Raw genomic sequence first — 24,450 nt, 5'->3', positions numbered from 1 at the left:
GGATCGCCCCGTCAAACACGCTGGCCGAACGCAGGCTTTGGAGCGTGGGTAACCCGGCAGGACGCCGGGTTAGCCGCACTGGGCCATGGATGGCCCATTGCGGCGGCCCACGCTCCAAAGCCTTCGTTCGGGCATGCCGAGCCTAGGCGAGGCACCGAGTGTTGGGGCGAGGACTTTTTGGTTACTTTTTGGTCCTTCCTTCAAAAAGTGACCCGCTGTAAGAGCGGAACCATAAGCCGCCGTTACCTAAATAACGGATATGTACCCATTCAACCCAGAGCCCGCCATCGGTCCCAGGCAAGCCAGCCTCCACAGAAGACTTCAGCACCCCCGCTCACCCCGCAACCCTCACCACCCCCATATCAATCCCCAGATGCACCAACTCAGCATGGGAACTCACCCGCAGTTTGCTCTTGAGCAACGTCAAGTAATTGGACACAGTCTTGCTGCTGATACTCAACTGAGCCGCAATCGAACGGGCCGGAGTCCCCCTGGCGAGCATCAGGAAAATCTCCAGCTCACGCTGGGTCATGCCTTGCAAACGACGATCCGTCGGGTGATAAGCCAACTGCGTCGCCAAATCCTGTTCGATATAAGTGTGCCCGCCGAGAATGCGCGCGACCGCGTCCAGCATCACCTCGGGCGACGCGCTTTTGGTCAGGTAGCCCGACGCGCCGGCGTCCAGGGCCTGGCGCACCAGCGGCAACTCGGCATGCTGACTGAAAAACAACACGCGCAATTGCGGCAAGCGCTGGCGCAAGCGGCGGGTGGTTTCCAGGCCGCTGATGCCCGGCAGGCCGAAACCGATGATCACCAGGTTAGGCACCGCCTCGTGCACCCGCGCCAGGGCCTCTTCGCCGCTGGCCGCTTCGCGCACCACCACGCCCGGCAGCCCGCTGCGCAACAGGCCGGCGTAGCCCAGGCGGACCACGGCGTGATCATCGACCAGCAGGATATTCATAATGCCTCCAATGGCAGCGGCTTTGCCTCATGCTAGAACCCCACGCCGCACCGCGACCTACTACTTTGGTACTGGTTTTGCTGTCTATCGTCGCATTCCCAAGGCAGTGGGACTGGCGTGTAATGGGCGCATAACGATAACGCCCGGACCCGCCATGCTGCCCGCTCGACTGCCACTCGCGGCACTGTTGTGCCTGTTCATCACGCACGTACAGGCCGACCCTGCGCTGTTTTCCGCTGAAGGCTACCGCATCAGCCGGTACCGCAGCCCTACGCCCGATCACTTGCCAGGGGTCACGATTGTCGACACCCCCGCCCTGCAAACCCTGCTCACCCAGGCGCCGGCACCGGTCCTGGTCGACGTGTACCGCCGCCAATGGCTGCAAGGCCGTTTCATCGAGGACCAGCCCCACGCCAACCTGCCCGGCAGCCACTGGCTGGCCAATACCGGCGACGGCGACCTCACGCCCGAGTGGCAAGGTTATTTCGTGCGCCACCTGTACAAGTTCACCGGCGGCGACCTGGGGCGCCCGCTGGTGTTCTACTGCCGCTCCGATTGCTGGCTGAGTTGGAACGCGGTAAAACGAGCCGCCAGCCTGGGCTATACCTCTGTGTATTGGTATCGCGATGGCTTGGACGCATGGGAAGCGGCAAAACTGCCAGTGACGGCTGCGGCACCCGAGCCCTTTGAATAAAAAAACCACAACAAAAAGGTGAACGGCCATGTACAAAATTTTGATCGCCGACGATCACCCGCTGTTTCGCGAAGCGATCCATAACGTCATCAGCGATGGTTTCCCCGGCAGCGACGTGATGGAAACCGCCGACCTGGACAGCGCCCTTGCCCTGACCCAGGCGCACGACGATCTCGACCTGATCCTGCTGGACCTGAACATGCCCGGCATGCACGGTCTCAATGGCCTGATCAACCTGCGCAACGAGTCGCCCACCATCCCGGTGGTGATTGTCTCGGCCGAACAGGACAAGCAGATCGTGCTGCAAGCCATCACCTATGGCGCGGTTGGGTTTATCACCAAGTCGTCGCCACGCCTGCAAATGACCGAGGCGATCCGGCAGATTCTCAACGGCAACGTTTACCTGCCGCCGGACATCATCCGCACCCAGAAAAGCAGCGGCCACCGGCGCCTGAACGACAACCCCAGTTTTGCTCCGGAACTGTTGCAGGCACTGACGCGCAAGCAGCTGCTGGTATTGGAGCGGATGACCAAGGGCGAGTCGAACAAGCAGATTGCCTACACCCTGGAGATTGCCGAGACGACGGTGAAGGCACATGTGTCGGCGATTTTGCGCAAGTTGAATGTGCACAACCGGGTGCAGGCGATTCTGAGTGCCGGGGATATCGATTTCGGCTCGTATCTGCGCCGCTGAGCCGCCAGCCCGACGATAAATCTTTGTAGTGAGCGGGCTTGTCCCGCGCTGGGCTGCGCAGCAGCCCCAATACAATAAGAGCACCGCAATTTTCAGGTAGGACGTTGTGTCAGGTTTTGGGGCTGCTGCGCAGCCCAGCGCGGGGCAAGCCCGCTCACTACAAGAGAGGAGCGGTTTGGCCCAGTAAGTGACTCATCGCCGTCTTCAGTTTCATCGGCCGCACGGGCTTGTGCATCAATGTATGCCCCAACTCGCGAATCTGCTGCTTCAACTCATTGCTGTAGTTGGCGGTGATCATCAGTGCCGGTATCGCGCTGCCCCGGCGGGCGTTGATGCGGGCCACGGCGTCCACGCCGTTCTGGTCGTTATCGAGGTGGTAGTCGGCAATCAGCAAATCCGCCTCGGCGTGGTAGTTATCCACCTGCCGCGCCAGGTCCTGTTCCGACAGCGCCGTGACCACCCGACAGCCCCAGCCTTCGAGCAGGGTACGCATGCCCGCGCAGATCGCCGCGTCGTTATCCAGCACCCATACGCGTGCACCCTGCAGGCGTTCGAGCATCGGTTCGCTCATGCACGGCGTCGGCAATGGTTTGGGCGCGGTGGCGCTCAACGGCACCTCCACCGAGAACATCGAGCCCTTGCCCGGCCAGGACTTGACGCTGATGCGATGCCCCAGGATCCCGGCGATCTTTTCCACGATGGCCAGGCCCAGGCCCAGCCCGCGATCCTGGTCCGGCCGCTGCACATCGCCGCGCTTGAACTCCTGGAAAATCTCCTCAAGCCGCTCTTGCGCAATGCCCATGCCGCTGTCCCACACTTGGATCAACACGCGCTGGTGCTGGCGCCTACAGCCCAGCACCACGCGGCCCTCGTAGGTGTAGCGAAGCGCATTGCTCAACAGGTTGCGCAGGATGCGCGCCAGCAGCTGGATATCGCTGCGCACCAGCGCCGAGCAGCCGACGAAGTGCAGTTCCAGCCCCTCGGCGCGGGCCAATTGGGTGTACTCCACGGCAAGGTTGTCCAGCAGCTCGCTCAAGGCAAAGGGCGCGATATCGGCCTTGATCACTCCGGCGTCCAGCTTGGAAATATCCACCAGGGTGCCCAGCAGGTTTTCCACGTCTTCCAGGGAATTGCTCACGTTGCGCACCAGGGTTTCGCTGGGGCGCTCGAGCAACGCGCTGGTAAACAGGCGCGCCGCGTTGAGCGGTTGCAGCAGATCGTGGCTGACGGCGGCGAGGAATTTGGTTTTCGACAAGTTGGCCTGCTCGGCTTCCCGCTTGGCTTCGCGCAGGCGGGTTTCCATGCGCCGGCGTTCGTCGATTTCCTTGAGCAACTGGTCATTGAGCGACGTCAGTTCCGAGGTGCGCTGGGCCACGCGTTGTTCCAGATGCTGATAGGCCTGGTGCAAGGCCTCGGCGGTACGGCGGCGTTCGGTGATGTCGCGGATCAGCACGAAGATCCCCACCACTTCGCCACTGGCCAGCACATTCGGCACATAGGATCGCAGCATGTAGCGTTCCTGGTTGTTGATATTGGTTTCGGCGAATTCGAAGGTCACGCTCTCCCCCGCAAGGGCCCGGGCGACGTAGGCATCGAGGCGCCGGCAATGCTGCTCGCTGTGCACCTGGCGAAGGCTTTGCCCGAGCATCATGCCGCGCGGCCAGCAGTACCATTGTTCATAGACTTTATTGGTGAATTCGTAGACCAGGTCGGCATTCAGATAGCCGATCAACGCCGGCACGTTGTCGGTGATCAGGCGGATCCAGCGTTCGCTTTCCTGGGCCTTCTGCGCCGCGGCTTGCTCCCCGCGCAGGGTTTCGGCACGCAGCCGGGCGTTGATCAGCAGGTGGTTGCTGGCCTTGAGTTCGGCCATCGCCTGGTTCAGCGCGTCGGTGCGCTCGCGTACTTGCTCGGCCAGCACCACCGAATGCTGGAAGGTGGTGTAAGGGTTGTTGCCCTGGGTCATGCCGGACTCGATGCGCTCGATCAGCGCGGCGTTGATCCGCGCCAGCTTGTGGTTGTCCTGTTGCAGCCGGGCCACCTGGGCGAGCAGTTCAGCGTCGGCCGCGGGCAATGGCGACGCCAGTGAAGGTCTGGTTGATGTGCATGCCATTGAACTGTTCTCCATAGGTGTTGAAGCCCATCACCCGCTGGTCCCGCAGGAAACCGCCGATCTGTTCCAGGCTGCCGTTGTCCTCCAGTTCCAGGCGGCGCAGGAAGCAGTCGCAGCCGATGGTCAGCAGCAGGTCGCCGAGGCGCGATTGCAAGCCGTCGAACAAGGTTTGCAGGTTCGGCAGGATCGGCCCGGGTTTCATCGCCGTGAGCACGATGCCGTTTTCTACCGCGCAGTAGAAACTCAAGCTCAAGTCGGCATGCACTTGCTGGATGGCGCGCACGTAGTACTGGTCGTGGATGCGCACCGCCAGCGGGTGCGCGGCGAAGGTGCGGTGGTCGAGGTCGGCCACGGCTACGCCGATATGCCGCGCGTATTCTTCGGCGGCGGGCTCGGCGTTGAGTTCGAAGACCCGGCGCGACGGGCTGTCGGCGCCGGTGACCACCAGTTTTTCGCTGCGCGGCAGGATGTGATGGGTGGTGAACACCTCGAAATCCAGCCAGGTATTGACCAGTACCACCACCGCCGCGCCGCTGTGGAACACGCCGTTGAAATAGACATGGGTGTGGGTGAGGAAGTTGTCGTCGCCTGCCGAGCCGCCGAAATGAGGGATGTCCCCAAGCGCCGCGCTGAGGGCGGCGAGCACCATCTCTTCGCGACTGGACAGGCCATCGAGCAGGGTCAGCGCAAAGGTGTTGCCTTTGATCGGCGCGAGCGTATTGCTGCGACAGCCGCCCACAAGGCGTTCGACCATATCCTGGGCGTTGATCAGGCTGAAGTGTTCCACCTGGTCGATCAGCTCAGTGGCGATGGAAAAGTGTGCGTGGTGGAAGCCCACCGCCGTGATGCAGTTGCGGCCATAGCCTTGGGGAGTGATCTCCCCGGCGCTGGTGCAGCCAACCACCCGCACGCTGGCGAAGCACTGTTGCAGCGCCTGGCCCAAGGCCTGCAAATCATAGGAGGCGGAACAGAAAAACAGCACAAAACCCAGGTAGGGATGCAGCAGTTGCCGCGCCAGCTCTTCGGCGGCCTGCCCAGGGTCGTCGGCCTGGGACATGGCGCTGACCACGCCTTCACTGTTATGCATCGTTGGTCCCCCCTTGTAGTGAGCGGGCTTGCCCCGCGCTGGGTGGCGAAGCCGCCCCAATAAAGACACCGCGCAGTTTCAGACAAACGCAATTCGCCTGGTTTGGGGCCGCTTCGCAGCCCGGCGCGGGCGGTGCGACGATTCGACAAGCCCGCTCACTACAAAGGTGTGTAGATACCTGAAATGGGAAGGCATGAGTGTACGAAGGGTGAGAGGGGGCACCTATGCTACTTGGGTATTGGGTGGGGGATGCGATGGGATGAGTTTTCACCCCATCGGGCACGTTCACTCAGGCGCGGGCAAATGCCACGGCTTTCTCGAACTGTTCAGGCGTGGGGCGCACGCCGGTATAAAGCACAAACTGCTCCAACGCCTGGATCGCGATCACTTCCAACCCGGTAATCACCTGTTTGCCCTCGGCACGACCGCGCAGGATCAACGGGGTTTCGGCGGGGATCGCCACCACATCGAAGACGGTGTCGGCAGCATCCACAGCGTCGGCGTCAAAGGCCAACGCTTGCGCTTCAGGCCCGTCGGTCATGCCGATGGGCGTCACGTTGATCAGCATCCGCGGGCGCAAGCCAGCCAATTCTGCCTGCCACTCATACCCAAGGTTCTGCGCCAGCGCCCGGCCCGCGCTTGCATTGCGCGCCACGATGACGCCATTGGCATAGCCGCCATCGCGCAAGGCGCTGGCCACGGCCTTGGCCATGCCGCCGCTGCCGCGCAGGGCGAAGGTCGAGTCCTTTGGCACGGCGTGCTTTTTCAGCAATTGTTCGATGGCGATGTAGTCGGTGTTGTAGGCCTTGAGATGCCCGTTGGTATTGACGATGGTGTTCAACGAGTCAATGGCTTGAACCGAATCGTCGAGTTCGTCCACTAAGGCAATGGCGGCCTCCTTGAACGGCATGGAAACCCCGCAACCTCGGATGCCAAGCGCGCGGATGCCACCGATCGCGCCGGGCAAATCCTGGCTGCTGAAGGCCTTATAGTAGAAGTTCAGACCCAGCTGTTCGTACAGGTGGTTATGGAAACGCAGGCCGAAATTCCCGGGGCGCGCCGACAGTGACATGCACAGCTGGGTGTCCTTGTTGGGGTGCATCTGCATGGGTAACTCCTTTGAGTAAGCAAATCGATACAGACCTTACACAACCTTTACCTGGCGGCTGTGCTGTTTTTCAGAAATACGTTGTCTTAAAAGTATCCCCCGCGACATTACTTGAGTCGATTGATTGCAGACCACAAGCGCAGGGGTTAACCGAGGAATGACCATGATTCGTACAATCCCCAAGATCGCCTTGCTGGTTGGCGCACTCGCGATGGCAGGCCAAGCCTCCGCCCACGGTGGTGGTTGGGGTGGCCCGGCCGTATTGGGTGCCTTGGTCGGCGCCGCCGTCGTGGGCTCCGTGGTTGCCAGCCAGCCACGTGAAGTCTATGTGCAGCAGCCGGTGTATGTGCAACCGCAGCCGGTGTATGCCGCGCCGCCGGTCTACTACGCGCCACCACCACCGGTGTATGTGCAACAACAGGTTTATTACCGCCCGGCGCCCGTGTATTACGGCGCACCGCGCGGCTACTACGGCCCACCGCGTGGCTATTACGGCCCGCCCCATGGCTACTACGGCCGCGGCTGGTAAGCACTACCGCTGGAACAGGCCTCGCAGAGTTGCGGGGCCTTTTTTTTGTCGGAAAGTCCGGATTTATCGCGCCAAGGTCGTTCTGGGGACAATGCTGAACGTGCAATCGCACATCATCGACAGCAATGGCTACTTGCTCGACCAGGCCTTACGCTGTCATGTTTGTGTCACGAGACACTCCCACTATTGAGCCTGTCCACCCAATAACAACAAGGACGACTGACCATGCCCACACAAAACCCGCACCGCACCGCTGGCCTCTGTACGTCCAGCAAAGTCTACAGCGCCCTCACCGAACTCAAGCACCTGGAAGGCCACCGCAGCGCCAAATTCCTCGCCCTGCTGGCGGAAAACCTGGTGCGCAAGGGTTTGCTGAGCGAACAGGAAGTGGTGAACATGCTCGATCAAGTGGTGGACTGACACTTCGCGTCGATGTCGACTATCGAGACAGGTGATTTTTCCTACGCCGTCTCAGCCCGTAAGGTGACCTCCATAACGTTTGGAGGTCCTTATGCCCACTGTTCAGATCATGTCCGTCGTCGGCAGCGCCGTCCCCGCCCCTCTGCGCGCGCTGGGGTTGCTCGCCTGCTGGTACCTGGTAAGTGATGGCGAAGCCATCAGCGGCCCGCTCACGTCTTTGTCCGCCGCCGAAAAACAGCTGCAAAACGCTGCGAACTTCGGGCTCCACGCCTGAGGTTCACGGCAATGGCAGTTTGACTCGCGGCTTGCTTTCCACAAATAACGCCCAACTGGACATGAACAACGCGGCCACCAACGGCCCGATCACGAAACCGTTCAGGCCAAACACCGACAGGCCGCCCAGGGTCGAGATCAGGATCAGGTAGTCCGGCATCTTGGTGTCCTTGCCCACCAGGATCGGCCGCAGCACGTTGTCCACCAGGCCGATCACGAACACGCCAAACAGCGCCAGCACCACGCCCTGCCAGATCGAACCGCTGAGCAGGAAGTAAACGGCCACCGGCGCCCAGACAATCCCCGCGCCGACCGCCGGCAACAGCGACAGGAACGCCATCAGTACCGCCCAGAGCAAAGCGCTCGGGATGTCCAGGAACCAGAAGATCAACCCGCCGAGCGCACCCTGGGTCACGGCCACCAGCACATTGCCCTTGACCGTGGCGCGCACCACCCGGTTGAACTTGAGCTGCAACCGACGCTTCTGCGGCTCGGCCAACGGCACCGCCAGGCGCACCTTGCGCACCAGCTCCGGGCCGTCGCGCAACAGGAAATACAGCAAGTACAGCATGATGAAAAAGCTCACCAGGAAATCAAACGTGCCCTGGCCAAAGCTGAATGCCTGGGTGGCAAAGAACTGACTGCCCTGCATCGCGCTCTTTACGATCTTCTCGCGCAGGCCTTCCAGGTTGCCCATGCCGAAGCGGTCGAGCAGGTGCTGGAAGTACGGCGGCAACACGTTCTTGAACTGCTCGATATAACCGGCCACGTCCAGCTTGCCGCTTTCGACGTTCTTGTAGAGCGTCGCGCCTTCCTGTACCAGCAAGGCACTGGTGATGATCACCGGCAGGATCGCAATGACCAGGCAAGTGCTCAAGGTCGCCAGGGAGGTGAGGTTGCGGTTCCAGCCAAAGCGCTGCTGCAGCCGACGCTGCATCGGCGCAAAGATAATGCCCAAAATCACTGCCCAGAACACCGCACCGTAGAACGGCAGCAATATCCAGATAAAGGCGATGGTCACCAGGCCCAGCAGCAACAGCAGGGTTTTGAATTGCAGAGTGGTTTGATTCATGTCCAGTCCAGGTCAAAAATGCAGAGCGCGCATCCGCGCCCTGCTGCTTAGTCCGCTGCCGGCGCTGCGAGTGCCATCTTTGTTGTAAGGGTAGACCCAGATCAATAAACCCCAAGCCTGCCTGCACTACCCTGCCGCACTTTTTGACTCAAGTACCGACCATGCCCTCAATGATCGCCCCAGAACTGCTCGCCCCCGCCGGCACCCTGAAAAACATGCGCTACGCCTTCGCCTATGGCGCCGATGCGGTCTACGCCGGCCAGCCGCGCTACAGCCTGCGGGTGCGCAATAACGAGTTCGACCACGCCAACCTGGCCCTTGGCATCCAGGAAGCCCATGCCCTGGGCAAGCGGTTCTACGTGGTGGTCAACATTGCGCCGCACAACGCCAAGCTCAAGACCTTCCTGAAGGACCTGGCCCCGGTGATCGCCATGGGCCCGGACGCGCTGATCATGTCTGACCCCGGGTTGATCATGCTGGTGCGCCGGCACTTCCCCCAGATGCCGGTGCACTTGTCGGTGCAGGCCAATACGGTGAACTGGGCCAGCGTGGAGTTCTGGCAGCAACAGGGGATCTGCCGGGTGATCCTGTCGCGGGAACTGTCCCTGGAAGAGATCGCCGAGATCCGCGAGCAAGTACCGGCCATGGAACTGGAAGTGTTTGTGCACGGTGCCTTGTGCATGGCCTATTCCGGGCGCTGCCTGCTCTCGGGCTATATGAACAAGCGCGACGCCAACCAGGGCACCTGCACCAACGCGTGCCGCTGGAAGTACCAGACCACCCCGGCAGTGGAAAATGCCACGGGCGATATCGTCCAGGCGTTCCAGCCGGAACCGACCCTGGGCATCGGCGCACCGACCGAGCAGGTGTTCCTGCTGCAGGAGGCCAACCGCCCCGATGAGCACATGCCCGCGTTCGAGGACGAGCACGGCACCTACATCATGAATGCCAAGGACTTGCGCGCGGTGCAGCATGTGGAACGCCTGACGCACATGGGCGTGCACTCGCTGAAGATCGAAGGCCGCACCAAATCCCACTTTTATTGCGCGCGCACCACCCAGGTGTATCGCCGGGCTATCGATGACGCCGTGGCCGGGCGCGCGTTCGACCGCAGCCTCATGACCGACCTCGACTCCCTGGCCCAGCGCGGCTATACCGAGGGTTTCCTGCGCCGCCATGTGCATGATGAATATCAGAACTACCAGCACGGCAGCTCGGTGTCAGAGCGCCAGCAGTTCGTCGGCGAACTGACCGGCGAACGTCGGGGCACGTTGGCCGAGGTCAAGGTGAAGAACCGCTTTGCCGTGGGCGATCACCTGGAACTGATGACCCCGGCCGGCAACTTTCATTTTGACCTGCAGATGATGCACACCAGCCAGGGCGAGGCGGCCGAGGTCGCGCCGGGGGACGGGCACACGGTTTACGTGCCGGTACCGGCCGAGATGGACGTGCGCTTCGGCTTGCTGATGCGTGATATCCGGTAGCGGTTGTCGAGCTGGAGCGGGGCTGGGTTGGCGGCGTATCCGTTTCTAATGTCGATCGCGGTCCAAATGTGGGAGCTGGCTTGCCTGCGATGCAGACACCTCAGTACATCAATTACACCGAGTTGATGCTATCGCAGGCAAGCCAGCTCCCAGAAAAGCAGTTCAGCGCAGTGCACTCAACCCGCTCTTGATCTACGCCTACGCCAGCATCAAATCCTGAACTGCCCCACCAACTGCCCCAGGCGCTGTCCCAGGTCCGACAGGCTGCGGGACGTCTGGGCGCCCCGTTGGGTCTCGTCGGCCACGCTGTCCACCGCCACGGCGATCTGGTGCACGCTGCGGTTGATTTCTTCGGCGACGGCGGTCTGCTCTTCGGCGGCGCTGGCGATCTGCGCATTCATCGAATTGATGGTGCCGATCAGCTGGGCCATGGTGTCCAGGGACGCTCCGGCCTGGTTGGCCTGGGCCGAGGTCCCGTCGCCGGCATCGCTGGAACGGCGCATGGCCTCCACGGCGGCTTCGGTGCCTTTTTGCAGGCGGTCGATCATGCCCTGGATTTCCTGGGTGCTGGTCTGGGTGCGGCTGGCCAAGGCGCGCACTTCATCGGCAACCACGGCAAACCCACGCCCGGCCTCCCCTGCCCGCGCGGCCTCGATGGCGGCGTTGAGCGCCAGCAGGTTGGTCTGTTCGGCGATGGAGCGGATCACACTCAACACGCTGACGATGGAGGACACATCCTGCTGCAGGCTGTCGAGGGACACGCCGCTGCTGCGGATATCGCTCACCAGCGCATGGATCTGCGCGATGCTGCCATCCACCACGCGCTTGGCGGCCTGGCCTTCGGCGTCCGTTTGCTGGGCGGCCACCGAGGCACCCTGGGCGCTGCGCGCCACTTCCTGTGCGGCGGACGACATCTGATTGATCGCGGTGGCCACCTGGTCGGTCTCGTGGCGCTGGCGCTCCATGGCCTGCTCGGAACGCTGGGCCTGCTCGGACACCTGGCTGACCAGGCCGGTGAGCTGGGCGGTCATTTCGGTGATCTGGCGCACCAGGCCGTGGATCTTGTCGACAAAACGGTTGAACGCACCGGCGAGATCGCCCAGCTCGTCCTGGCTGGTGATGGCCAGGCGGCGGGTCAAGTCGCCTTCGCCGGCGGCGATGTCGTCGAGGTTGGCTTTCATCAAGTGCAGCGGTCGCAGGATGGTATTGGCCAATACCATCCCGATGGCGGCGATCACTAGCAGCACCACCATGGCCACGCCAAGGATGCTCAGCAGCACGCCTTCCATGCGCTTCTCGACCTTGGCTTCGACCACCGCGACCTGGGCTTCGATACCGTCCAGGTTCACCGAAGTGCCAATGACCATGTCCCACTTGGGCAGGTATTCGGTGTAGCCCATCTTGGGCACCAGTTCGGTCTGCCCCGGCTGGGTCGAGCTGTATTGCAGGTAGTGGGTGCCGTCCTTGCCGACCTTGACCAGGTCGCGGTTGACGTACACGCCGTTGGGGTCGCGGTTGTCCTTGAAGCTCTTGCCCACGCCATCTGGGCTGTTGCCTTTGAACAGGCGAATGGTCTCGGAATCGTAGCCAAAGAAGTAGCCATCCTTGCCGTAGCTGGTGTTGGACAGCAACTTGACCACCTGGGCGCGCGCGGCGGTATCGCCGGGAGCCGCCGCGTCGTAGAGCGGCTTGATGGTGCTCAAGGCCACCTCGACATAACTTTGCAGCGTGGCCTTGGCGTCATTGAGCAGGCGCTGGCGGGTTTCATCCACCTCGTTGCGCGCCTGCCCCTGCAAAATCCACACGGTGGTCAGGCTGATGACCACGGCAAACAGCAACACCGGCACTACGGCGAGGGACAGGACTTTAGCCTTGAGGCTCAGGCGCATGGGTTTTCTCTCTTATTAGTGGCGACTTGAGAGGTTAACGGCCAATGGCTTGGATTCTGTAGGGCCTGGCCTGCCGTTCGGGCCACCTTGGCCTTCAAGGGTAATACTTCTCCACCAAGGCCAGTGCGAAGGCTTCGGTCTCGGCGTCAGGGATACCCGAGATACCCGCAGGGCGGAAATGCATCTGGAATGCCCGGATGGCCTGGCGGGTTTCTTCATCCAACTCGCCGGTCTGCGGGATCTTGTAGCCGTAAGTGGCCAGGGCGCGTTGCACCGGGCCCACGGCAACCTGTTGAGAGGCCGGGCGCCCTGCCAGGTGCTTGTGCACCGTGGCCGCGTCCGGCCAGGCGCCGATCCCCTGCTCGGCGAACGCCTGCCACGGAAACAACGGGCCGGGGTCGGATTTGCGCAGGGGTGCAATGTCGCTGTGCCCGACAACGTTTTGCGGCTCGATGGCGTAGCGCTTGATCACGTCCGCTGCGAGCTGCTGGACCAACGCCAATTGCGCCTCGGTGTAGGGAAACCATAGGCGTCCGGTCGGACCATCGATAAAGCCCGCATTGACGATCTCGATGCCGATGGACGTGTCATTGAGGTGGGTGCGGTTTCCCCATTGACTGACCCCGGCGTGCCAGGCCCGTTTCGCCTCCGGCACCAGTTGCAAGGCCACCGGCAGCGCATGATGCGTGGGCGGTGTGCTGTAGACGAGGTAGTGAGCACTGGCGGTGCCGTTGGTAAGCGCGTCGAGGGAGTCCTTGTCGTCAAAGACCGTGTAGTGCAGGACGAGATAGCGGACCCGCTCGTTCTGGTTTGGGGAGCTGTGCGTGGTGTCGATGGCGTAGCCGTTTTTTACGCTCAGGTTGTTGGGGGCCGTGCTGCAGCCTGCCAGCATCAGAACGGCCAGGAAAAGGACGATCTTGTTCATCGGAGAGCCTCAATCGAGTGAGAAGCTCCGGAATATAAGGGCCCTGCACCGCCCGGCCGGCGGCCCTTGCTGGGGGAGGGGCGAATTCAGAGTGTCCCTACATTGCCCCTGGCTTCTTCCGACACGAGGAAGAAGCCTCACCGAGGCAAGACGGTCAAAGGGTCATGGCGGCCAGCCAGCCAAAGGCCAGCAACGGCAGGTTGTAGTGCAGGAACGTCGGCACCACGGTGTCCCAGATATGGTGGTGCTGGCCGTCTACGTTCAGGCCGGAGGTCGGGCCGAGGGTCGAGTCCGACGCGGGTGAGCCGGCGTCCCCCAAGGCGCCGGCGGTGCCGACGATGCACACGATGGCCACCGGGCTGAGGCCCAGTTGCACGCACAGCGGCACAAAGATCGCGGCGAGAATCGGCACGGTGGAAAACGACGAACCGATGCCCATGGTCACCAGCAACCCCACCAGCAACATCAGCAACGCGCCGACCCCACGGTTGTGGCCGATGAAGGCCGCCGAGGTTTCCACCAATGAACGCACGTCGCCGGTGGCCTTGAGCACCTCGGCAAAACCCGAGGAGGCGATCATGATGAAGCCGATCATCGCCATCATTTTCATGCCTTCGGTGAACAGATCGTCGGTGTCGCGCCAGCGCACGATGCCCGATACCGAGAAAATCAGAAACCCGGCCAGGGCGCCGATGATCATCGAGTCCAGCCACAGTTGAATGATGAACGCCGAGGCAATCGCCAGGCCGGCCACCAGCAGGGTCAGCGGGTTGTACTGCACCGCCACCTGCTCCACCCGCTCGATTTTCTCCAGGTCGTAGACGCGCTTCTTGCGGTAACTGATAAACACCGCCACCAGCAGGCCGACCACCATGCCCAGCGCCGGCAGGCTCATGGCGTGGGAGACATTGACCTGGCTGATATCCACCCCGCTCTTGGCCACGTTCGCCAGCAGGATCTGGTTGAGGAAGATGTTGCCGAAACCCACCGGCAGGAACATGTAGGGCGTGATCAAGCCGAACGTCATCACGCAGGCGATCAGGCGGCGATCCAGTTGCAGCTTGGTCAGCACGTAGAGCAGCGGCGGTACCAGCAGCGGGATAAACGCGATATGGATCGGCAGAATGTTCTGCGAGGCAATCGCCACCACCCACAGCAGGCCGATGAGCAGCCATTTGACGTGGCTGCCGCCGCTGGCTTCCTGGCGGTCGACCAGCAGCAACGCCTTGTCGGCCAGGGCGTGAGCCAGGCCGGATTTGGCAATCGCCACGGCGAAAGCGCCGAGCAAGGCGTAGGACAAGGCCACGGTCGCACCGCCGCCCAAGCCGCTGTTAAAGGCTGTGAGCGTGGCGTCGATGCCCAGGCCACCGGTCAGTCCGCCTACCAAAGCGCCGACGATGATGGCGATGACCACATGCACGCGGGACAGGCTGAGCACCAGCATGGTGCCGACCGCGGCGATGACTGCGTTAATCATGGTTACCTCAGGCAAAAAACATAAAGAACAGGCACGCACGCACCCGGGCGGCCATTCGGCGGCGCCAGCGTGCAGGCTTGAAGGAGGTCTTATTAGAGGGCGCGCACTTTGCAGGAGGCAGGCGCCCATGTCAAAAAACGGCGCCGCTTTCAGGTTTAAATTGCTCGTTTGAATAAAGAAAAGGCGGCATCGGCCGATAACCAGGCTCTATGTGTGTTCAGGTAAGGATGTACCGATGTCGCTCAGGCAGCTCTCCATTCAATGGAAAATCACCCTGCTGGCCGGCCTGTGCCTGCTGGGAATCGTGACCCTGCTGGTGGGTCTGTCGTTGTATCGCATGGAGCAGAGCTCGCAGCAGGTCAAGGCGTCCAGCATGCAGATGCTCGATGAAGCCGCCCAGGCACGCATCGAGGCCCAGGGCGAAGTGCAGGCGCTGGGCATCCGCCGCCAGTTCATGGACGCCTACCAGTACGGCCATGGTTTTTCGCGCCAGGTACTGTTCTTGCGCGAGCAGGCCGAGAAGCGTTTTCTTGACGCCTTCGACACCCGCGAAGACCTGACCCGCCAGGTCAAGGCCGCGTTGCAGGCCAACCCGGACTTGCTTGGCCTGTCCCTGGTGTTCGAGGCCAATGCGCTGGATGGCAAGGATGAGTTGTTCGCCGGCCAGGCCGAACTGGGCAGCAACGATAAGGGGCGCTTCGCCCTGTATTGGTCGCAACCGACGCCGGGCAAGCTGACCTCGATGGCGCTGCCGGAAAGCGACATGTCCGACAGCCGCGTCGGCCCCAGCGGTGAAAAAGCCAACGCCTGGTTCACGTGCCCGCGCGCCACGCTCAAGCCGTGCGTGATCGAACCCTACTTTTATGTGATCGACGGGCAAAACGTGCTGATGACCAGCATCGTCTTCCCGTTGATGGCCAATGGCAAAGTCATCGCCTCGCTGTCGGTGGACATCAACCTCAACAGCCTGCAGGCCGTGAGCCAACAGGCCAGCCACAAGCTATATGACGGCCAGACCCAGGTCAGCATCCTCAGCCCCACCGGCTTGCTCGCCGGCTACAGCCCGGACGCCAGCAAACTCAGCCAGCGCCTGGACAAGGTCGACACCGCCAACGGCGCGCAGTTGATCAGCGCTCTGGCCGAAAGCACACACATCCGCAGCCTGCGCACCGACCGTCAACTCAAGGTGCTGGCGCCGTTCGCGCCGATCCCGGACGGCAAGCCATGGGGCGTGTTGCTGGATGTGCCGGCGAAGGTCCTGATAGCCCCGGCTGAAGCATTGAAAGCGCAGCTGGATGCCGATAACGCCAAGGGCACCCTGCTGGAACTCGGCCTGGGCCTGCTCGCCGCGGTCGTCGGCCTGATCCTGGTGTGGCTGATGGCGCGCAGCGTGACCCGGCCGATCCTGGGGGTGGCGCACATGCTCGAAGACATTGCCAGCGGCGAAGGCGACCTGACCCGTCGCCTGGCCTACGACAAGCAGGACGAACTGGGGCAACTGGCGGGCTGGTTCAACCGTTTCCTCGACAAACTGCAACCGATCATCGCCGAGGTTAAGCGCTCGGTGCAGGACGCCCGTGGCACCGCCGACCAATCCGCCGCGATTGCCACCCAAACCAGCGCCGGCATGGAACAGCAGTATCGCCAGGTCGATCAGGTCGCCACTGCGTCCCATGAAATGAGCGCGACCGCCCAGGACGTGGCACGCAGCGCCGCCCAGGCCGCCCAAGCCGCCCGCGATGCCGACCAGTCTACCCGTGACGGCCTGACGGTGATCGACCGCACCACCCGCAACATTGGGGAGTTGGCGGCGGAGATGAGCACGGCCATGACCCAGGTCGAAGGCCTGGCCGCCAACAGCGAGAAAATCGGTTCGGTGCTCGAAGTGATCCGCGGCATTGCCGAGCAGACCAACCTGCTGGCACTCAACGCCGCCATCGAAGCCGCCCGCGCCGGTGAGGCCGGCCGTGGCTTCGCCGTGGTGGCCGATGAAGTGCGCAACCTGGCGCGGCGCACCCAGGAGTCGGTGGAAGAAACCCGTCTGGTCATCGAGCAATTGCAAAGCGGCACCACCGATGTCGTCGGCGCCATGGGCAACAGCTATCGCCAGGCCCAGGGCAGTGTCGAACAAGTTGGAGAGGCCGTGACCGCCCTGCGCCAGATTGGCGCTGCCGTCACGGTGATCAGCGACATGAACCTGCAAATCGCCAGCGCCGCCGAAGAGCAAAGCGCTGTCGCCGAAGAGATCAACAGCAATGTGGCGACCATTCGGGACGTGACCGAGTCGCTGTCCGAGCAGGCGAACGAATCGGCGCGAGTAAGCCAGGCGTTGAACAGCCTGGCGAACCAGCAGCAGGGGTTGATGGATCAGTTCCGCGTCTGAAGACTGAGCGTGGGAGTGCTTTCTGTGGGAGCCGGGCTTGCCCGCGATGCAAGCGACTCGGTTTTTGCGTCCAGCCAAGGTGATGCTGTCGCAGCCTAAGGATCTACACAACTTTGTAGTGAGCGGGCTTGGCGAATCGTCGCACCGCCCGCGCTGGGTGGCGCAGCCGCCCCAATCGAGACACCGCCGAACTCCAGACAAAACCGGGGCGCCTGGTTTGGGGCGGCTTCGCCACCCAGCGCGGGACAAGCCCGCTCACTACAGGAGATTTGTCAGCCGTTAACGTTGTGCAGATACCTACGGCTATCGCAGGCAAACCACATTGTGCCCGGCGTTAACGCTTGGGCAATTCGATCAGCACTTTAAGGCCGCCCAGTTCAGCATCCTGCAACTGCAAAACCCCACCCCACACTTCGGCGATATCGCGCACGATCCCCAGTCCCAGGCCATGGCCATCGATCTGTTCATCCAGGCGTGTACCGCGGCTGAAGACCTGATCACGCTGGGTTTCGGGGATACCGGGGCCGTCGTCTTCCACGGCCAGCAGGTAGCTGTGCTCGGTCTCGGTGATGGTCAGGCGCACTTCGGCGTCCGCCCATTTGCAGGCGTTGTCCAGCAAATTGCCGAGCATTTCCAGAAGGTCCGCTCGGTCCCAGGGCAATTGCAGGCCGGGGTCGGCGTGGTAGCTCAGGTCCAGGTGTTCGCCATGGATCATATTCAGGGTGGCCAACAGGCTGGGCAGTTCCTTTTCGCAGTCGAACAGCGCACCCGGCAAGGTTTCGCCAGCCAGGCGAGCGCGGTTGAGTTCGCGGTTGAGGCGTTGCTGCACCTGTTCCAGGTGGTCGCGCAACAGCTTGGCCAGCTCGGGACGGTCCTTGAGCTGCTCGCTGGAGGCCACGCTCAGCAGCACCGCCAGGGGGGTTTTCAAGGCGTGTCCGAGATTGCCCAGCGCATTGCGTGAACGCTTGAGGCTGTCTTCGGTATGCGCCAGCAAGTGGTTGATCTGCGCCACCAACGGCTCCAGCTCCAGGGGCACCTGGGTGTCGAGCTGCGAGCGCTGGCCCTGCTGCAACTGGGCGATCTGGTTACGCGCGGTTTCCAGGGGGCGCAAGGCGCGGCGGACGGTGACCCGTTGCAGCACCAGCACCAGCAGCAGCGCCGCCAGCCCCAGCACCAGGCCGATCTGGCGCATCAGCCGGAAGCTTTCGCGCACGGGCGTGTAGTCTTGCGCCACGCTGATGGAGATTAACTGGCCGAAACGCTTGTAGTCCGAGCGCAATACCAGCAATTGCTGGCCCTCCGGCCCCAGTTGCAGGTTGCCCTTGATCCCGACCTCGGGCAGTCGCGGTAATTCCTGGTCCCACAGCGAGCGGGAGCGCCAGTGGGTATCGGCAAAATCGACACGAAAGTAATGCCCGGAAAACGGCCGTTGGTAGGCCGGCGACAGATGCTGTTCGTCCAGTTGCAAACCGTTGGGCCCGCGCACCATCGCCACCAGCAGGTTTTCGGCATCGTTACGCAGCCCGGCTTCCAGGTAGCGCTGCAGCCCGGTTTCGAACAACCATAGGCTAGTCTGCGCGAGCACCACGCCGACGATTACCATCACGCTGATCAGGCCCAGGCTCAAGCGTCGTTGAATGGACTTCATGCAGGACCGGCGCCAAACCGGTAACCCTGGCCGCGCCGGGTTTCGATCACGCTGCGACCCAACTTGCGGCGCAAGTGGTTGACGTGGACTTCCAACACGTTGGAATCGCGTTCGGTCTCGCCGTCGTACAAGTGCTCGGCCAAGTGGCTTTTGGACAGGATCTGTTCGGGGTGCAGCATGAAATAGCGCAACAGGCGGAATTCGGCGGCGGTCAGCTGGATTTCCGCGCCGTCGCGCAACACGCACTGGCGCCCTTCATCCAGATGCAACCCGGCGGCCTGCAAGGTGGGCTGGTTGGCCTGGCCATGGGAACGGCGCAACAGCGCCTGGATGCGCAGGTGGAGCTCTTCCGGGTGGAAGGGTTTGCTCAGGTAATCATCGGCACCGGCCTTGAGCCCTTCGATGCGCTCAGCCCAGGAATCACGGGCGGTGAGGATCAGCACCGGAATGGCCAGCCCGGCGGCGCGCCATTGCGCCAGCACTTCAAGCCCCGGCAGGCCGGGCAAGCCCAGGTCGAGAATGATCAGGTCATAGGGCTCGCTGCGCCCCTGGTACGCCGCATCGCGGCCATCGGCCAACCAGTCGACGGCGTAGCCCTGGCGTTGCAGGCCGGCCAGCAGTTCGTCGGCCAGCGGTACGTTGTCTTCCACCAGAAGCAGGCGCATCAGTCTTCCTCATCTTTGATCAGCACGCCGGTGCTGGCGTCCAGCTTGATCTCGCGGACCACCCCTTCGGTGGTCACCAGTTCTACTTCGTAAGCGTATCGGCCGTGCTTTTTTTCCAGCTCGGCTTCCAGCAGGCGTGAACCGGGATAACGTCCCAGGGCCTGAGACAACAGTTGCTCCAGCGGCAGGATCACCCCCTGCTGGCGCAAGGCCAGGGCTTCATCCTGATTGAGATCGCGGGCCGCCAGGCTGGAGCAAAATGCCAGGAGCACCAGCGCGACTCGACTGCCGGCGCGTAAATTTACCTTCATTACGTATCCTGATGATTCTTGAGAACCTGCCCGGTGAGCGCGTCCAATTCAATGTCCCATTCGATGCCCTGGGCATCTTCCAATTCGACCTGGTAGAGGTACCTGCCGTACTCCTCGTCCAAGTCGGTATCCAGCAGCCTCGAACCCGGGTGCAAGGCCAGGGCCGTGGCTTCCAGTTGGTCAAAGGCGACAATAGTAACAGTGGCGGGCACTTTCAGTGGTTTGTCGGGGTCCACGGCTCCGGCCTGGGTTGCCGTGAGGGCGATGATACCGGCGGCGGCCAGAGCGGTGAGGCGTTTCATCATGGGTCTCCGTTACAGGATGTTTTCCTACGCAGGCCACCCTACCCGCCGCAACTTAATTGAAACTGAATTGCCACCATGGCAATTTCCGACAAGCCTCTTCTGCAATCATTGTGCGAGATTTCTTATAATTCCTGCTCGCTTCAACAGAGACCGGTATGACAGCCATCCACATCAAATTTCCCGCCCTGACCCTCAAGGCCGGCAAACGCGCATTGGCGCGCATTCGTGAGCGAGGCCTCGCGCCGGCCGACGTCGGCATCCTGCCTGGCGCGGCCGGCGGCCCCAAGGCGCTGGGTATCCAGGGGCTGGACCTGGCGCTGTTCGGCGACTGGTTGCCTCGCGCACCTCGGGAGCGGTCGTTGATCGGCGCCTCCATCGGCTCCTGGCGGTTTGCCAGTGCCTGCCTGCCCGACCCGGCGCAAGGCCTGCTGGACCTGGGCCGCCTGTATAACGAACAGCGCTTTGCCAAAGGCGTGACCATGACCAACGTCAGCCGCAGCTGCCAACGCATGCTTGACGACTTGCTGGCCGGACGAGACGCACGGGTGCTGGACAACCCGAACTATCGCCTCAACATCCTGGTGGTCAAGAGCCACGGCCTGCTTGCCGATGACCACCGTGGGCGCCTCGGTCTGGGCCTGTCGTCGGTGATTGCGGATAACCTGCGCGGCCGCGCGCGGCTATCGCGGCACTTCGAACGGCTGATCATCCACGACCCGCGCCAGGCGCCACCGGTGCATCCGTTGACGGATTTCCCGTCGCGCTTCCTCACCCTGGAACTGGGCAACCTGCGCCAGGCACTGCTGGCGTCGGGTTCGATCCCCATGGTGATGCAGGGCGTGCGTGACCTGCCGGGTGCGGGCGCCGGCACCTACCGCGACGGCGGCCTGCTCGACTACCACCTTGACCTGCCCTACCACGGTGACGACATCGTGCTGTACCCGCACTTTACCGATCGGATCATTCCGGGCTGGTTCGATAAGGGCCTGCCGTGGCGACGCAGCAGCCAACAGGGCCTGCAGGATGTGTTGCTGCTGGCGCCGTCCAGGGATTACCTGGCCCGCCTGCCTTACGGCAAACTGCCTGATCGCAGCGACTTCAAGCGCTTCATGGGTGATGACGCGAGTCGTAACCGGTACTGGCAGACGGCGATGAGCGAGAGCCGACGGTTGGGCGATGAGTTTCTGGAACTGGCGGATAACGGCCGGTTGGGCGAGCACTTGCAAGTACTCTGACCCAGCGGCATGCGCGGCAAGTGATCAAGCTGTTAAACTCGCCGCCTGCCAGATACCTGACCGAGCTGAAAATACCGTGGAAATCTTCAAAGAGTTTACCTTCGAGTCCGCCCACCGCCTGCCCCACGTGCCGGAAGGCCATAAATGCGGGCGCCTGCATGGGCATTCGTTCAAGGTGGCGATCCACCTCAGCGGTGACCTGGACCCCCATACCGGCTGGATTCGCGACTTTTCGGAGATCAAGGCGATTTTCAAGCCGCTCTATGAACGTCTCGACCACAACTACCTCAATGACATCCCAGGTCTGGAAAACCCGACCAGCGAAGTGCTGGCCAAGTGGATCTGGAAGGAACTCCAACCCCTGCTGCCCGAGCTCAGTGCGATTCGCATCCACGAGACCTGCACCAGCGGCTGCATCTACCGCGGCGAGTAAGCCAGGGATATGAAAAAACCACCTGTGCGGTGGTTTTTTTGTGCCTGTTCGACTGATCCAATTTGTATCACCGCTGCACCGCTTTCGTGCCCGATTGGGCATTACGAACATCTCCTCCAGCGCTTCCCCCCTGTTTGGCTATAAATACTGTGCACAGTGCACAACGCCCGCCGTGCGCCCGTCACTGCTTGCCGCTTTGGCACGCGCGGTGCAACGGGCCTGCGTCACTCATTCAGGAGCAAGGCACATGACGCAGCAAGAACCGGGCAACGATTACCCCTTAAGCGAAGTCCCGATGCATGCGCGCAAGGGCCTGGCATCGACCGCCATGGTGCTGCTGGGCTTCACCTTTTTTACCGCGACCATGTTTGCCGGCGGCAAGCTGGGCGTGGCCTTCAGTTTTACCGACATGCTCGGTGTCGTGGCCCTGGGTAACCTGCTGCTGGGTATCTACGCCGCAGGCCTGGGTTATATCGCGTTCAAGAGCGGGCTTAATTCGGTATTGATGGGGCGCTTCTGCTTTGGCGAAGTGGGCAGCAAGCTCAGCGACTTGATCCTGGGCTTCACCCAGATCGGCTGGTACGCCTGGGGCACCGCCACTGCCGCCGTGGTGCTGGGCAAGTATTTCGAGTTGAGCCAGGGCAGCGTGCTGGCGCTGATGGTGGTGTTTGGCCTGGTGTTCTGCGCCACGGCCTATATTGGTTATCGCGGGCTGGAGATCCTGTCCTACATCGCGGTGCCGGCCATGGGCATCCTGCTGTTTCTATCGATGTGGGTGGCCACGGTGAAAGTCGGCGGCCTGGATGGGTTGCTGGCAGTGGTGCCGACCGGTGAGCTGGATTTGTCCACGGCCATTACCCTGGTGTTCGGCACGTTTGTCAGCGGTGCGACCCAGGCCACCAACTGGACGCGCTTTTCACGCTCGGCCAAGGTGGCGGTGTTGGCCAGCTTGATCGGTTTCTTTATCGGCAACGGCTTGATGGTGCTGATCGGGGCTTATGGCGCCATCGTTTATCAACAGCCGGACGTGGTTGAAGTCTTGCTGCTGCAAGGCTTCGCCATGGCGGCGATGGCCATGCTGCTGCTCAATATCTGGAGCACACAGGACAACACCATCTACAACTTCGCGGTAGCCGGTTGCAACCTGCTGCGCACCAAGCGCCGCAAGACGGTGACCCTGGCCGGTGCCGTGATCGGGACCCTGCTGGCGTTGCTCGGCATGTATGACCTGCTGGTGCCGTATCTGATTCTGCTCGGCACGGTGATCCCACCGATTGGCGGGGTGATCATGGCGGACTTCTTCTATCGCTATCGCGGCCGCTATCCACGCCTGGCGGACGCGCGCCTGCCGGCGTTCAACTGGCCAGGGCTGGTGGCCTATGCCGTGGGCACGGTGCTGGCGTTCAACTCGCCCTGGGTCGCGCCGCTGGTGGGGATCGTTGTCGCGTCGTTGACCTACATCGCGCTCACCGCCGTACTACGGGTGCGCGTGTCCTTGGCTGACGCCCGGGCATGAGCCTGACCGTCGCCGACGTGCTGGCCCTGCCAGGCCTGGAATCCATGCGCCTGCGCGCGGGTGAGACGGGCCTGGACAATGGCGTGCGCTGGCCCTATGTGGCCGAAAACAGCGGGATCGCCGAATGGGTGCTGGGCGGCGAGCTGGTGTTTGTCACCGGGATCAATCATCCGCGCGATGAAGCCAACTTATTGCAATTGCTGGAAGAGGCTTGCGAACGTCAGGTTGCAGGTTTGGTGGTGCTGACCGGGCCTGCCTATATCCAGGCGATTCCGCAGCGTTTACTCGCTGCCGCCGAAGCCGCCGGCATGCCGCTGATCGAGCAGCCTTACTCGCTGAAAATGGTGTTGGTGACCCAGGCGATTGGTTCGGCGCTGATCCAGTCCGAACAATTAGGGCGCTCACGGCATGACGTGCTGGAGCGCTTGCTGGCCGGCGATTACCAATCCCTGGATCTGCTGCTGCACCGGGCCGCGCAGTTGGGCATGCCGTTGGCCGGGTCCTGGCAGGTGGTTCAATTGCAGCTGGAGGGCAGTGAGCTGCTGTTTGCCCAAGGTGCGGCGGCGTCTGTCGAGGCGCACTTGGCCCGGCAACACGACGGCATCAGCCGCCGATTGCGTCAACTCTCGGCAGGCGTGCCGGTACATGGCCGAGCCGGGCAATGGACGCTGCTGCTGCCTGCGCCGGATGCCGTCGCCGCGCAGGCCAACCGCCAACAATTGGCCGATTGGCTCAAACCGCTGAACCTGCGCCTGGCGCCACTGAAACTGTTCGTCGGCCTGAGCGCCGCGGCTCATCCACCGGCACGCCTGGCCCAGGCGCAGGATGAAGCCCGTCAGGCGCTTGCCGCTGCGCGACGCTTCAGCGAGCGGGCCGGACTGTGCGTGTACGACGAACTGGGCGTGCTCAAATTGCTCAGCGGTGTCCGTGATCGCGCCCTGCTCGACCAATTCCTGAACGAACGCCTTGGCCCACTGCTGCGCCACGACGCGCACCATGGCCCCAGCCTGATGCCCACCCTGCAAGCCTGGTTTCACGAGAATGGTAACCTGGTGGCCGCCGCCCAGCGGCTGGCCGTGCATCGCAACACCTTGACCCACCGCGTCCAGCGCATCGAGGCCCTGTGCGGCCTGACGCTGGATAATGCTAATGATCGCCTGGACATCGGCATTGCGCTGATGATCTGGCGACTGTCTGCCTGATTGTCTTTAGCCAAGAGGAACTTGCC

Annotated in this window: 22 protein-coding genes and 1 pseudogene; 11 read left to right on the top strand and 12 right to left on the bottom strand. The window is 62.5% G+C overall.

Annotated elements, in window-relative coordinates; all coding sequences use genetic code 11:
• Nucleotides 1-334: 334 nt before the first annotated feature.
• Nucleotides 335-961 carry a response regulator transcription factor gene (locus H0Z09_RS23760; protein WP_186693970.1) on the bottom strand — a complete coding sequence of 209 codons (627 nt, stop codon included), beginning with the start codon at nt 959-961 and terminating at the stop codon, nt 335-337.
• A 154-nt stretch (nt 962-1,115) separates the two neighbouring features.
• On the opposite strand from H0Z09_RS23760, the gene H0Z09_RS23755 reads away from it, so the two are divergent.
• Together H0Z09_RS23755 and H0Z09_RS23750 are read left to right on the top strand one after the other, a co-directional pair.
• Entirely contained in the window at nt 1,116-1,655 is a 540-nt protein-coding gene (locus H0Z09_RS23755; RefSeq protein ID WP_186693968.1) for a PQQ-dependent catabolism-associated CXXCW motif protein, read from the top strand.
• A gap of 28 nt (nt 1,656-1,683) precedes the next feature.
• On the top strand, nt 1,684-2,349 hold the full coding sequence (locus tag H0Z09_RS23750; RefSeq protein WP_076954675.1) for a response regulator transcription factor: 666 nt from the start codon (nt 1,684-1,686) through the stop codon (nt 2,347-2,349).
• Between the two features lie 157 nt (nt 2,350-2,506).
• Here the strand turns inward: H0Z09_RS23750 and H0Z09_RS23745 are convergent.
• From H0Z09_RS23745 to H0Z09_RS23735, 3 genes and pseudogenes are all read right to left on the bottom strand, one after another.
• Nucleotides 2,507-4,147, bottom strand: a pseudogene (locus tag H0Z09_RS23745) (PAS domain-containing hybrid sensor histidine kinase/response regulator); the annotation flags it as partial.
• A 256-nt stretch (nt 4,148-4,403) separates the two neighbouring features.
• On the bottom strand, nt 4,404-5,549 hold the full coding sequence (nosP, locus tag H0Z09_RS23740) for a nitric oxide-sensing protein NosP (protein WP_186693964.1): 1,146 nt from the start codon (nt 5,547-5,549) through the stop codon (nt 4,404-4,406).
• Between the two features lie 289 nt (nt 5,550-5,838).
• Nucleotides 5,839-6,657, bottom strand: a complete 819-nt coding sequence (locus H0Z09_RS23735; protein ID WP_186693961.1) for a shikimate 5-dehydrogenase — start codon at nt 6,655-6,657, stop codon at nt 5,839-5,841.
• A 157-nt stretch (nt 6,658-6,814) separates the two neighbouring features.
• On the opposite strand from H0Z09_RS23735, the gene H0Z09_RS23730 reads away from it, so the two are divergent.
• The 3 genes from H0Z09_RS23730 (at nt 6,815) to H0Z09_RS23720 (ending at nt 7,880) form a co-directional block, all read left to right on the top strand.
• Nucleotides 6,815-7,186 (top strand): hypothetical protein, encoded by a 372-nt coding sequence (locus tag H0Z09_RS23730; protein WP_169377196.1) that lies wholly within the window; start codon nt 6,815-6,817, stop codon nt 7,184-7,186.
• 225 nt (nt 7,187-7,411) lie between these two features.
• Complete coding sequence (locus H0Z09_RS23725) at nt 7,412-7,606, top strand: hypothetical protein (protein ID WP_010211349.1); 195 nt, start codon at nt 7,412-7,414, stop codon at nt 7,604-7,606.
• Between the two features lie 91 nt (nt 7,607-7,697).
• Nucleotides 7,698-7,880, top strand: a complete 183-nt coding sequence (locus H0Z09_RS23720; protein ID WP_186693959.1) for a hypothetical protein — start codon at nt 7,698-7,700, stop codon at nt 7,878-7,880.
• A 3-nt stretch (nt 7,881-7,883) separates the two neighbouring features.
• Here H0Z09_RS23720 and H0Z09_RS23715 read toward each other — a convergent pair whose 3' ends face one another.
• A complete protein-coding gene (locus H0Z09_RS23715) occupies nt 7,884-8,951 on the bottom strand; it encodes an AI-2E family transporter (protein ID WP_076954681.1) in 1,068 nt (355 codons plus the stop codon).
• Nucleotides 8,952-9,112: 161 nt separating this feature from the next.
• On the opposite strand from H0Z09_RS23715, the gene yegQ reads away from it, so the two are divergent.
• The gene (gene yegQ, locus H0Z09_RS23710; protein ID WP_186693957.1) at nt 9,113-10,435 is read left to right on the top strand and encodes a tRNA 5-hydroxyuridine modification protein YegQ; all 1,323 of its coding nucleotides are present in this window, start codon (nt 9,113-9,115) and stop codon (nt 10,433-10,435) included.
• A gap of 209 nt (nt 10,436-10,644) precedes the next feature.
• Here yegQ and H0Z09_RS23705 read toward each other — a convergent pair whose 3' ends face one another.
• The 3 genes from H0Z09_RS23705 to H0Z09_RS23695 form a co-directional block, all read right to left on the bottom strand.
• Entirely contained in the window at nt 10,645-12,324 is a 1,680-nt protein-coding gene (locus H0Z09_RS23705) for a methyl-accepting chemotaxis protein (protein WP_186693955.1), read from the bottom strand.
• A gap of 94 nt (nt 12,325-12,418) precedes the next feature.
• On the bottom strand, nt 12,419-13,249 hold the full coding sequence (locus H0Z09_RS23700) for an N-acetylmuramoyl-L-alanine amidase (RefSeq protein WP_186693953.1): 831 nt from the start codon (nt 13,247-13,249) through the stop codon (nt 12,419-12,421).
• 154 nt (nt 13,250-13,403) lie between these two features.
• Nucleotides 13,404-14,723 (bottom strand): Na+/H+ antiporter NhaC family protein, encoded by a 1,320-nt coding sequence (locus tag H0Z09_RS23695; RefSeq protein WP_186693979.1) that lies wholly within the window; start codon nt 14,721-14,723, stop codon nt 13,404-13,406.
• 238 nt (nt 14,724-14,961) lie between these two features.
• Between H0Z09_RS23695 and H0Z09_RS23690 the strand changes: the two genes are divergently transcribed.
• Nucleotides 14,962-17,109, top strand: coding sequence for a methyl-accepting chemotaxis protein (locus tag H0Z09_RS23690; protein WP_186693951.1), 2,148 nt, complete (start codon nt 14,962-14,964; stop codon nt 17,107-17,109).
• Nucleotides 17,110-17,443: 334 nt separating this feature from the next.
• Here H0Z09_RS23690 and H0Z09_RS23685 read toward each other — a convergent pair whose 3' ends face one another.
• The 4 genes from H0Z09_RS23685 to H0Z09_RS23670 are packed head-to-tail and all read right to left on the bottom strand — an operon-like array spanning nt 17,444 to nt 20,035.
• The gene (locus H0Z09_RS23685; RefSeq protein ID WP_186693949.1) at nt 17,444-18,757 is read right to left on the bottom strand and encodes a sensor histidine kinase; all 1,314 of its coding nucleotides are present in this window, start codon (nt 18,755-18,757) and stop codon (nt 17,444-17,446) included.
• Nucleotides 18,754-19,422 carry a response regulator transcription factor gene (locus H0Z09_RS23680; protein ID WP_186693947.1) on the bottom strand — a complete coding sequence of 223 codons (669 nt, stop codon included), beginning with the start codon at nt 19,420-19,422 and terminating at the stop codon, nt 18,754-18,756. The genes H0Z09_RS23685 and H0Z09_RS23680 overlap by 4 nt, the downstream gene beginning before the upstream one ends.
• Nucleotides 19,422-19,733 carry a PepSY domain-containing protein gene (locus H0Z09_RS23675; RefSeq protein WP_186693944.1) on the bottom strand — a complete coding sequence of 104 codons (312 nt, stop codon included), beginning with the start codon at nt 19,731-19,733 and terminating at the stop codon, nt 19,422-19,424. The genes H0Z09_RS23680 and H0Z09_RS23675 overlap by 1 nt, the downstream gene beginning before the upstream one ends.
• A complete protein-coding gene (locus tag H0Z09_RS23670; protein ID WP_186693942.1) occupies nt 19,733-20,035 on the bottom strand; it encodes a PepSY domain-containing protein in 303 nt (100 codons plus the stop codon). The genes H0Z09_RS23675 and H0Z09_RS23670 overlap by 1 nt, the downstream gene beginning before the upstream one ends.
• Before the next feature lie 158 nt (nt 20,036-20,193).
• Here H0Z09_RS23670 and H0Z09_RS23665 point away from each other — a divergent pair, with 158 nt between their 5' ends.
• From H0Z09_RS23665 to H0Z09_RS23650, 4 genes are all read left to right on the top strand, one after another.
• The gene (locus H0Z09_RS23665; RefSeq protein WP_186693940.1) at nt 20,194-21,273 is read left to right on the top strand and encodes a patatin-like phospholipase family protein; all 1,080 of its coding nucleotides are present in this window, start codon (nt 20,194-20,196) and stop codon (nt 21,271-21,273) included.
• A gap of 76 nt (nt 21,274-21,349) precedes the next feature.
• Nucleotides 21,350-21,706: a 6-carboxytetrahydropterin synthase QueD gene (queD, locus tag H0Z09_RS23660; protein WP_083735343.1), complete on the top strand. Its 357-nt coding sequence runs from the start codon at nt 21,350-21,352 to the stop codon at nt 21,704-21,706.
• A 247-nt stretch (nt 21,707-21,953) separates the two neighbouring features.
• Entirely contained in the window at nt 21,954-23,222 is a 1,269-nt protein-coding gene (gene codB / locus H0Z09_RS23655) for a cytosine permease (protein WP_186693938.1), read from the top strand.
• Nucleotides 23,219-24,424 carry a PucR family transcriptional regulator ligand-binding domain-containing protein gene (locus tag H0Z09_RS23650; protein ID WP_186693936.1) on the top strand — a complete coding sequence of 402 codons (1,206 nt, stop codon included), beginning with the start codon at nt 23,219-23,221 and terminating at the stop codon, nt 24,422-24,424. Before codB ends, H0Z09_RS23650 begins: the two co-directional genes overlap by 4 nt.
• Nucleotides 24,425-24,450 lie beyond the last annotated feature (26 nt).

The organism is Pseudomonas sp. SWRI18, from assembly GCF_014268345.1.
Classification (GTDB): domain Bacteria; phylum Pseudomonadota; class Gammaproteobacteria; order Pseudomonadales; family Pseudomonadaceae; genus Aquipseudomonas; species Aquipseudomonas cedrina.
This window is presented reverse-complemented; position numbering and strand designations above follow the sequence as displayed.

What these genes read in the sequence shown, in the direction of transcription:
- codB (WP_186693938.1), top strand. Translation starts at nt 21,954, where the DNA reads ATGACGCAGCAAGAACCGGGCAACGATTACCCCTTAAGCGAAGTCCCG.
- H0Z09_RS23730 (WP_169377196.1), top strand. Translation starts at nt 6,815, where the DNA reads ATGACCATGATTCGTACAATCCCCAAGATCGCCTTGCTGGTTGGCGCA.
- H0Z09_RS23760 (WP_186693970.1), bottom strand. Translation starts at nt 961, where the DNA reads ATGAATATCCTGCTGGTCGATGATCACGCCGTGGTCCGCCTGGGCTAC.
- H0Z09_RS23750 (WP_076954675.1), top strand. Translation starts at nt 1,684, where the DNA reads ATGTACAAAATTTTGATCGCCGACGATCACCCGCTGTTTCGCGAAGCG.
- yegQ (WP_186693957.1), top strand. Translation starts at nt 9,113, where the DNA reads ATGCCCTCAATGATCGCCCCAGAACTGCTCGCCCCCGCCGGCACCCTG.
- H0Z09_RS23705 (WP_186693955.1), bottom strand. Translation starts at nt 12,324, where the DNA reads ATGCGCCTGAGCCTCAAGGCTAAAGTCCTGTCCCTCGCCGTAGTGCCG.
- H0Z09_RS23665 (WP_186693940.1), top strand. Translation starts at nt 20,194, where the DNA reads ATGACAGCCATCCACATCAAATTTCCCGCCCTGACCCTCAAGGCCGGC.
- H0Z09_RS23690 (WP_186693951.1), top strand. Translation starts at nt 14,962, where the DNA reads ATGTCGCTCAGGCAGCTCTCCATTCAATGGAAAATCACCCTGCTGGCC.
- H0Z09_RS23735 (WP_186693961.1), bottom strand. Translation starts at nt 6,657, where the DNA reads ATGCAGATGCACCCCAACAAGGACACCCAGCTGTGCATGTCACTGTCG.
- H0Z09_RS23720 (WP_186693959.1), top strand. Translation starts at nt 7,698, where the DNA reads ATGCCCACTGTTCAGATCATGTCCGTCGTCGGCAGCGCCGTCCCCGCC.
- H0Z09_RS23685 (WP_186693949.1), bottom strand. Translation starts at nt 18,757, where the DNA reads ATGAAGTCCATTCAACGACGCTTGAGCCTGGGCCTGATCAGCGTGATG.
- H0Z09_RS23715 (WP_076954681.1), bottom strand. Translation starts at nt 8,951, where the DNA reads ATGAATCAAACCACTCTGCAATTCAAAACCCTGCTGTTGCTGCTGGGC.
- nosP (WP_186693964.1), bottom strand. Translation starts at nt 5,549, where the DNA reads ATGCATAACAGTGAAGGCGTGGTCAGCGCCATGTCCCAGGCCGACGAC.
- H0Z09_RS23680 (WP_186693947.1), bottom strand. Translation starts at nt 19,422, where the DNA reads ATGCGCCTGCTTCTGGTGGAAGACAACGTACCGCTGGCCGACGAACTG.
- H0Z09_RS23725 (WP_010211349.1), top strand. Translation starts at nt 7,412, where the DNA reads ATGCCCACACAAAACCCGCACCGCACCGCTGGCCTCTGTACGTCCAGC.
- H0Z09_RS23670 (WP_186693942.1), bottom strand. Translation starts at nt 20,035, where the DNA reads ATGAAACGCCTCACCGCTCTGGCCGCCGCCGGTATCATCGCCCTCACG.
- H0Z09_RS23755 (WP_186693968.1), top strand. Translation starts at nt 1,116, where the DNA reads ATGCTGCCCGCTCGACTGCCACTCGCGGCACTGTTGTGCCTGTTCATC.
- H0Z09_RS23675 (WP_186693944.1), bottom strand. Translation starts at nt 19,733, where the DNA reads ATGAAGGTAAATTTACGCGCCGGCAGTCGAGTCGCGCTGGTGCTCCTG.
- H0Z09_RS23700 (WP_186693953.1), bottom strand. Translation starts at nt 13,249, where the DNA reads ATGAACAAGATCGTCCTTTTCCTGGCCGTTCTGATGCTGGCAGGCTGC.
- H0Z09_RS23650 (WP_186693936.1), top strand. Translation starts at nt 23,219, where the DNA reads ATGAGCCTGACCGTCGCCGACGTGCTGGCCCTGCCAGGCCTGGAATCC.